This is a genomic window from Bradyrhizobium sp. P2_E8, assembly GCF_056403875.1.
In genome coordinates, this window is record NZ_JBFUES010001280.1 from 1 (window position 1) to 1,799 (window position 1,799).

The 1,799-nt window shown below is 63.9% G+C and carries 3 protein-coding genes; 2 read left to right on the forward strand and 1 reads right to left on the reverse strand.

Annotated features, from left to right (window positions below):
- Window positions 1-402, forward strand: a 402-nt coding sequence (locus tag AC1D00_RS39530; RefSeq protein WP_477014419.1) for a hypothetical protein, incomplete at its 5' end; no start/stop codon positions are given.
- 404 nt (window positions 403-806) lie between these two features.
- The gene (locus tag AC1D00_RS39535) at window positions 807-1,073 is read left to right on the forward strand and encodes a DUF3551 domain-containing protein (RefSeq protein WP_404557021.1); all 267 of its coding nucleotides are present in this window, start codon (window positions 807-809) and stop codon (window positions 1,071-1,073) included.
- Between the two features lie 21 nt (window positions 1,074-1,094).
- Here the strand turns inward: AC1D00_RS39535 and AC1D00_RS39540 are convergent.
- A partial coding sequence (locus tag AC1D00_RS39540) for an MFS transporter (RefSeq protein ID WP_477014420.1) occupies window positions 1,095-1,799 on the reverse strand: 705 nt, incomplete at its 5' end.

Sequence of the window (1,799 nt, forward strand, 5' to 3'; positions counted from 1 at the left end):
CGTCATCCCCGCGCAACGGCGAAGCCGTTGTCGCTGGAGGTGCGAGCCAAGCGGCGCAACGCGCCGTTTGGAGAGCCTCGAAGGATGAACGGCCCCGGCAGCCGCATCGCCTCTTACTTCTTCGGCCTAGGCGCTCCAGCGCAACGGCGCGCAAACTGGCTCACCGATTTCCAGTCCGAGCGAACAAAAGCTTCCGTCTTGACTGCTCCAGCCCTTGAGCTGCCGCTCGACAGCGATCCCGTCAGTTATCCGATCGAAATACTCGGACCACACCAAAACGACCGGGCGCCGCGAAAAAGTGTACCCCGGATAAGCACCGGCATTGTGCTCGTCGACTCGCTTGGACACATCTTCGCCGGTCGCGCTCCCGATATAGAAGGAGCCGTCTGCATTTCAGCATGAACATATAGATGCCCAAAACATCATCCTTCGGGCTCTCCGCGCGGTGCTACGCACCGCACGGCTCGCACCTCGTCAGATGCGCGCTGATGCAAACCCTCTCGTATTTCGGGAAGCTTCCGGAAACACAGCCGGCATCGCGACATCACGCGCTGGTTCGGGGACTGCACCTTCCGCTTCCCGTCTCGGTCAAGGTGAACGTCGCGGCGTCCTAGCAAGCTCTGACAGGCGTCTTCCGTCTGGCTACGCCGTTCGCAACAGGGGCGGCGGAGTCGGCCCGATCAGCGCAAACGCGATCTGGACAATGCCGGCGGCAACGGCCAGCAAAGCCGGGCCGGCTCCTTTCAGGCTCCAATTGTTTTCAGAATGCTCTATGATCTGTCGGCTTTTAGATGATGGAGGGTCGAATGCGACTCGCTTTGTTCGTTGTCTTCATGCTGGTGGGGCTTTCGTCCGCCGCAAACGCTGAACGCGACTATCCTTGGTGCGTCTTCGGTGGCCAGCTCGGCTATTCCGGCGACTGCATGTATGTGACGAGAGAGCAGTGCCTGGCATCGGCGTCCGGCCGGTCGAACACCTATTGTGACATCAACCCGCGCGTGAGGTTCAGGCAGGAAGCTCCGCGTCGGACCACGTGCGACTCCCAGGGTCGCCGATGCGCGCCAAACCCGTGAGCCTTGTGAGCTCGCGTCCGGTTAAGCCGTCCGCAGCACCGGCGCCGGCGGTTGCGACGGCCGGATCAGCGCGAATGCGACCTGCACGATACCGCCGGCGAGGCCCAGCGCCACGCCGATGCGCCAGGCCATCGTGTACGAGCCGAGCGCGTCATACAGCACCCCTCCCCCGTAAGCGCCGAGGAAGCTGCCGATCTGGTGGCTCATGAAGGCAAGGCCCTGGATCATGGCCTGCCAGCGCAGGCCGAACATCTCGGCGACCGCGCCTGCCACCAGCGGCCCTACTCCCATCCACAGGAAGCCCATAATGGCGCCGAACAGCAGCGTCGAGAACGACGTCGCCGGCAGCATGAAGTACCAGGCGAGCGCGAGCGAGCGCAGGATGTAGATCGCGCCCAGCAGCGCGAGCTTGTTCCAGCGCTGGCCGGCCCAGCCGAAGAACAGCGAGCCCAGCACGTTGAAGCCGCCGATCATGCCGAGCGTCTGCGCGCTCAGCATCGGATCGAGACCGCAGATCGCGAGATAAGACGGCAGATGCGTGGTCAGGAACACAAGCTGCATGCCRCAGACGAGATAGGCGCAGGTCATCACCACGAAGGAGGCATTGCCGAACGCCGTCTTCGCCGCCGTCGCGGCCGTGGCGTCGCCGATGTCGTCGGCGGACGGCTTCGGCAGCGGAATCCTGTCGACGCGCCCGGCATACCAGGCGGCGGGGATCATCAGCGC